This window comes from Dialister sp. UBA1703 (assembly GCA_002320515.1).
In the GTDB taxonomy this organism is placed as follows: domain Bacteria; phylum Bacillota; class Negativicutes; order Veillonellales; family Dialisteraceae; genus Dialister.
Window position 1 is genome coordinate 1 of the sequence record DCJJ01000012.1, and the last position, 6,589, is coordinate 6,589.

5 protein-coding genes are annotated in these 6,589 nt (G+C 52.6%); 2 read left to right on the forward strand and 3 right to left on the reverse strand.

Annotated features, from left to right (window positions below; genetic code table 11):
• Positions 1-184: 184 nt before the first annotated feature.
• The 3 genes from mdcA to madL all read right to left on the reverse strand — a co-directional run bounded on the left by mdcA (position 185) and on the right by madL (position 3,287).
• Positions 185-1,858 carry a malonate decarboxylase subunit alpha gene (gene mdcA / locus B2Y11_RS00725; protein ID WP_291054833.1) on the reverse strand — a complete coding sequence of 558 codons (1,674 nt, stop codon included), beginning with the start codon at positions 1,856-1,858 and terminating at the stop codon, positions 185-187.
• Positions 1,859-2,114: 256 nt separating this feature from the next.
• A complete protein-coding gene (madM, locus tag B2Y11_RS00730; protein WP_291054836.1) occupies positions 2,115-2,879 on the reverse strand; it encodes a malonate transporter subunit MadM in 765 nt (254 codons plus the stop codon).
• A gap of 12 nt (positions 2,880-2,891) precedes the next feature.
• On the reverse strand, positions 2,892-3,287 hold the full coding sequence (gene madL / locus B2Y11_RS00735; RefSeq protein ID WP_291054838.1) for a malonate transporter subunit MadL: 396 nt from the start codon (positions 3,285-3,287) through the stop codon (positions 2,892-2,894).
• A 634-nt stretch (positions 3,288-3,921) separates the two neighbouring features.
• Here madL and B2Y11_RS00740 point away from each other — a divergent pair.
• Both B2Y11_RS00740 and B2Y11_RS00745 read left to right on the forward strand, forming a co-directional pair.
• The gene (locus B2Y11_RS00740) at positions 3,922-5,655 is read left to right on the forward strand and encodes a histidine kinase (RefSeq protein ID WP_291054839.1); all 1,734 of its coding nucleotides are present in this window, start codon (positions 3,922-3,924) and stop codon (positions 5,653-5,655) included.
• Between the two features lie 12 nt (positions 5,656-5,667).
• A complete protein-coding gene (locus B2Y11_RS00745) occupies positions 5,668-6,420 on the forward strand; it encodes a LytR/AlgR family response regulator transcription factor (RefSeq protein ID WP_291054841.1) in 753 nt (250 codons plus the stop codon).
• Positions 6,421-6,589: the final 169 nt, after the last annotated feature.

Sequence of the window (6,589 nt, forward strand, 5' to 3'; positions counted from 1 at the left end):
ATGAATGAATCAGTGCTTCCCTAACGTTACGTGCTTTCCCTACTGCTTCTTATATCACTTAATGCATTACGGAAGCTCTCCCTTTGGTGCCTGCGGCACTACCTTTCCCCGCAAGCGGTGGGACAATAAACAGCAAAAAAATCGCCCCATTGAGGAGCGATTTTTATTTTCTCTTATTTCCATATTACCAGTTTCTGAATTTAGCCGGTGGGTTGTAGAGGCCGCCGGACCAGTCTACCAGGTCTTTCATGTTCTTGGCAGCCAGGAGGTCTCTGGTGGCTTCAGCAGGGTTGATGCCAAAGTCTTCGGGCAGTTTTACGATGCCTTCTTTACGGAGTTTCTTGGTGATTTCCGGATTTTCCAGTTTGCCTACTTCGGTGTTTCCTGCTACGGCACGGATAGCGTCCATTCTTTCTTCCATGTTGCGGCACTTGTGCAGATAGGCGATACCTACTTCGGAGACAATGTGGGTAAGGTCGTCGGAGTAGATCATGATGGGTTCGAGGTCCAGGTTGGCGTTCTTTTTCAGTGCTACGGCGTCAAGCTGTTCTACGAAGCCCGGGAAGCCTTTGGCGGAGACGGTGGTAATCATCTGGACTACCAGTTTCTTGCCGCGGTTTGCGTCGCCCATGAGTTCGAAGCGATTGGCCACTTCTTCGCCGGCTTTCCGCCATGCGGGGGTGACGTGACGGCGTCCTTTGGCGTCGCAGCCCATGTTTGGAGCGCCGCCGAAGCCTGCTACGTTGTTCTTGGTGGCGGTGGAGGAGTTGCCGTATTTATCGATCTGCATGGTGGAGCCGATGAACATATCGGCAGCGTAGTGGCCTGCTGCCTGGCAGAAGGCTCTGTTGGAGCGCATGGTTCCATCCGGTCCGATGGCGAAGATGTCCGGGCGGGCTTTGATGTATTCTTCCATGCCTACTTCAGAACCGAAGGAGTAGACTGCTTCAACCCAGCCTGTTTCAATGGCAGGGATGAGGGTGGGGTGCGGGTTCAGTACCCAGTGGGTGCAGATTTTTCCTTTGAGTCCCAGGGATTCGCCGAAGGTGGGGAGGAGAAGTTCTACGGCAGCAGTATCGAAGCCTACGCCGTGGTTGAGGACTTTGACGCCATATTCAGCATAGATGCCTTTGATGGCCATCATGGCTTTCATAATGCGGTCGTCCGTAATCTTTGCGGGGTCTCTGGTGAAGAGGGGGTTCAGCATGTAGGGGGTGGGGCTTTCGATGACGAAGTCTACCCAGTCAGCCGGGATGTCCACTCTGGGGAGTTTGTCCACGATTTTGTTGACCTGGAAAATGACGATGCCCTGGTTGAATTTGGTGGCTTCTACGATGGCCGGTGTATCTTCTGTGGAGAATCCGGTGTAGATATTTCCTTCTTTATCGGCTGCGTCGGCGCAGACGAGGGAGACTCTGGGCACCAGGTCGATGAAGTAGCGGGAGTACATTTCCAGGTAGGTGTGGATGGCGCCCAGTTCGATGCCGTCGTTCTGTACCATCTGGGCAAGGCGTTTGCCCTGGCTGCCTGCATAGGCGAAGTCCAGTTTACGGGCAATGCCTTTTTCAAATACGTCCAGGTGTTCCGGAATGGAGAGGGTGGACTGAATCATGTGGAGGTCATGCACTTTGGCGGGATCCACTTCGCACAGTTTCTTAGCCAGGAAGTCTGCCTGTTTCTGGTTGTCCCCTTCGATGTTTACTTTGTCGCCGGGGCGGAGGACTGCTTCCAGTACTTTGACTGTATTGGCGGGGTCTACGATTTTGCCATCGGCATAGGGAGCGGCTGCTGCAATGCGGGCAGCGGTGTCGTCGCCTCTGGTATGCCAGTTTTTATTGCTCGGTTTGATTTCCAACATAATATCAATCCTTTCTTATGAAATAGAATTACAGTGTAAGGGCCTGCAGAGCTTTCAAAAGTCGGCAGGCTTTTCCATTATACAGGTTCTTTTATTGTTATGGTATCCTTTTCTTTTTTCAGGTATGGGGCACCACCCTGGTGCCCCGTGCCCGAAAAGGAAGGGAATCATTCCGGATCCGCCTCCTGTGAGAGATGGGACCGTTTTTTAATCCCGGAGCGCTTAGCCGGAATGGATAGTAATGACTATGACTGCCTCAGAAGAAGAGGGTGGTCAGGAAGTAGAATACAGAGGGGAAGAGGAGGCATCCCAGGCCGGTGTAGAAGGTAGCGGTCATAGCTGCGTAGGGAACGAGCTTCGGGTTTACAGCTGCCATGCCGGCTGCGGTGCCGGAGGTGGTGCCCATGATGCCGCCGAATGCCATAGCGGACTGGGGATTATTAATGGAGAGGGGTTTAGCCACGAAGGGGGTAACCACCATAACCAGTACGGATTTGACTACGCCTGCTGCGATGGAGATGGCGATGACTTCGGAAGAAGCGCCCAGAGCTGCACCGGTAACCGGTCCTACGACGAAGGTAGCTACGCCGGCGCCGATGGTCACGAGGTCAACGGCACTGGTGTATCCCAAGGGATACGCTACGGCAATGCCTGCCACCAGGCAGATGAATTCTCCGATGAAAAGGGAAGCTACGCCGCGCCAGCCGATTTTCTTGATTTCATGAAGGTCGGCACCGAAGGCAGTGGAAACGATGGCGAAGTCTCTGAACATGGCGCCGCCCACCAGGCCCATGCCTGCGAAGAGCGGAACGTCGGCGATACCCTTGCTTCCGCCGGTGACTGCGCCGCCGATGTAGGCCAGTACCAGGCCCAGGAAGATGGCAATGGCGCTGCCATGTACACGGCCCTTGGTGAGGCCGCCCAGTTTGTAAGCTACGAACATGATGACGCCAAGAAGCATGAAGGCGAAAACCATGCCGTTTTTAACGAATAATTTTGTGATCATTGCTGCAATATCCATGATTTTCCCTCCTTATTTGTGATCTTTGGCCAGTTCGCTGTCCGATACAGGGGCTTCCACATTTTTCTTGGACAGAACCGGAATGAGCAGGAAGCCGATAGCCACTGCCAGTACGCCGCCCAGTACAGCTACCACGCCGCCGGACAGAGCTGCTGCCACGTTCTGGATGGAGCTCATGGCAACCACGATGGGGATGTACATGGCGCTCCAGAATTTGATGCCCTGTTCTTCCGGCGCTTTCATGTATCCTTTCTGGATAGCCCAGGTGGAGATGATGATGAGGAGCAGCATGGCGAAACCTACGCCGCCGATATTTGCCTTCACGCCCAGAAGCGCCCCCAGCACATCACCGATGATGTTTCCGGCCATGTAGCAGCCGGCCAGCAGAGCAACACCGTAAATAATCATAATAACCCTTCCTTTCTTCTGAAAAACAGGAGTTCCTGCCCTCATCCTGGGCTTCTGTTTTTCAAAAAACTTGGACCTTTGCAGTCATCTATTTGTTATAATAAAAGCAAATAGGACTTATCAAAAATCCTTTGATTTCCTTCAGCCATAGTATACCCTGTTTCCTTTAAAAATTAAAAGTTTATGAGGCGAGATGCAGGAAACAGGGGGTAAGATGCAAAGGAAATGCATTGATTGGAAGATTCATAGTTTTGTGGTTATGAATTATCATTTATATGATGAATTTTGTCTATGAATTAAGAGAGGAATCGCTCCTCGCCCCTGTGCCTCCGTGAGATAGACAGAGGTGAAATGCGCCGCTACCCCTTGCGCCCCTTGAAGTGACACGCTTCCCACCGGGGCAGAGAGGGCCACGAAGTGGCGCGGGGGTGTTCCACGGTAAGAGCCTCAAATGACACTCCATGTCAAAGCAGGCCGCCTTTCGGTGGTCAGGCCAGCATTAGCCTCTCATCTCTTTGCTCCACCTCCTACACCCTTTTGCCGCTTCGCGGCACTTCCCCTCAAGGGGAAACGAGTTTTTCGGCACTAACCCTGGTGCCCCTCCCCCACTTTTCCCTAGCGAAAGGATGATAGTATGAATTCCTCATGGATTATCGGCGTACAGCATGTATGGTTCGGCATTTCCATTTTCCTTCTTCTTCTGCTCCTCATATGCCGCACCACTTTTTTCCGTGAAGCCATTTCTGCCAAGCATTTCAGCCGGCGGCACATGGTTCTTTTCATCATCCTTTTTTCCATCCTTGCCATCTGCGGCACGTACTGGAATGTGCGGGCCGGCGGGGGGATTATCAATTTCCGGGCGGTAGGCATTATCCTGGCGGGCTTTATCGGAGGGCCGGTAGTGGGGTCGGTGACCGGTGTGATTACCGGGTTCCACCGGGCTTTCTTTATCCATACGGACGCCGCTTTTATCCACGGGGGGCTCACCATTATCCAGGGGATTGCGGCGGGGTTCATGTCCCGCCGGCTGAAGAAGCATCATCATCAGTTATGGATGTGGGCTTTTCTGGATGCCTTCATCCTGGAGCTTCTTTTCTGGCTGTTCTATGCGTTCCTTACTTTCCCTGCTACCACCAGCCATCCGGAGGATTTCTTTGCCCTGTCCCTGCCTATCATTGTGACGAATACCATTGCTGTTTCTCTTTTCTACATGGTCATCGAGTTCTTTATCCACCAGCGGGATTCGGAGAAGACACAGACTACGAAGAATACGTTCGATGCGGTGGCGGCGCTCTTTGCCACGCTTCATGACGGGTTCAACGATACCAATATTTCCAAAATCACGGAGCTCATGATTTCTTCCCTGCCCAGTCTCATCTGGACTGCCGTTTGTTATAAGGAGGTGTTCTACACCCGCACCAATTACAAGACAGAAGCGGATGTGACCCAGGGGGATGCGGAAATCGCCATTCTGAAGCTGCAGAAGACGCTGCCGGATATGCCCCACCTGATAACTCTGCCTGTCACTTACAAGGATGAGACGGTGGGCTGGATTATCGCCGCCAAGAGCAAGGGGGATACGTTTACGAAGATGGGTATCGAATTCCTCCACGGCATCTGCCATGTGATGGAGGCCATCTACGAGTACGATAAGATGAAGGAGGAGGAAAATCTGCTGGCGGAGGCGGAAATCCGGGCGCTGCAGGCGCAGATTAACCCCCATTTCTTATATAATACATTAAATACAATCAGCTACTATGTGCGGAGCGACCCGGACACGGCAAGGAAGCTCATCCAGTATCTGTCCGACTATTTCCGCCACAGCCTGAATAATCCATCCCGGCTTATCCCCCTGTCCGAGGAGCTTCATGTGATCGAATGCTACACGGAGCTGGAACGGGCGCGGTTCGGCGACAGGCTGCAGATTACCTACGATTTCCCGAAGGATAAGCTGGACTCCATCCAGGTGCCGCCGCTGCTCCTGCAGCCCCTGGTGGAAAATGCAGTGATTCACGGCATTTTCAAACGGCCGGAGGGCGGGAAAATCAAGGTGGGGCTCATCGAGCACCCGAAGTATTTCAAGATTTACGTGCTGGATACGGGCATCGGCATATCGGCGAAGAAGAGGAAGAAGCTCCTCATCGACCATAAGCGCCGTGACCAGATCGGGCTCATCAATGTACACCAGAGGCTCATCTCCCTCTTCGGCAGCGCCTGCGGCCTTCATATCGTAAGTAAGGAAAACAAGGGCACCCTGGTGTTTGCCAATATCCCAAAAATTGAAAAGAAGGTCGAATCTCCGAAAGCGGAAGAGGATACGATTACACAAACCATCGTGCTGCCCCGCAAGGCACCACAGAAGGTCTGAGAAAGGAACATCATGGAAGAAATCAAAGCGCTGATTGCAGATGACGAGCTCCCTGCCCGGGGAGAGCTGAAGTATGAACTGTCCGCCATTCCCGGCATCAAGATGGTGGGCGAATGCACCAATGGACGGGAAGTGCTGCAGTTTCTAAAGACCCACCCCAATGTGGACATCCTTTTCCTGGACATCGAAATGCCCATGATGAACGGGCTGGAGTGCGCCAAGGAAATCCTTAAAATGGATCTGCCTCTGAAAATCGTCTTCGCCACAGGGTACAGCCAGTTTGCCCTGCAGGCCTTCGACCTGGAGGCCTTCGACTACATCCTGAAGCCCTACTCCGACACCCGCATCCGCCGCACCATCGAAAGGCTCTCCGACAGCCTCTCCCTCCTCCGGAAAAAAACGGTGCCGGGGGAAGTGAAGGTCTCCTCCCAGAAGGTATCCATCCAGACAAGAAATAAAACCCTCATGATTTCCCCCTCCCAGGAAATCGTGCTGGTGTGTACGGAAAAATCGGACCGTTCCCTTTTCTACACCACCAATGGTATAGTAGAATCTAAGATGACCCTCCGGGACATAGAAAACCTCCTCACCCCCCTGGGCTTCTTCCGTACCCATAAGGGCTACATCGTGAACCTCTCGATGATTCACGAAATCCAGCCCCAGGACAACGGCACCCTTCTCCTCACCATGACCAGCTACGAAAAGCAGAAAGTGCCGGTGTCGAGACATTATATCAAGGCATTTAAGGACGTGCTGCATATATAGGGGCCCCTCGGCGGCCCCGGGTCCCCCCTCTTTTTATTGTCCCCCCGCACGCGGGCAATGCCACTTAGTTAAGAAAAAATCCGAAAGCACATGTCATTTTGATGTGTGCTTTTTTCTTGCCTATTTTTTCTCCTGTTAACAATAAACCTATTTTTTTCAAAAAAGACTT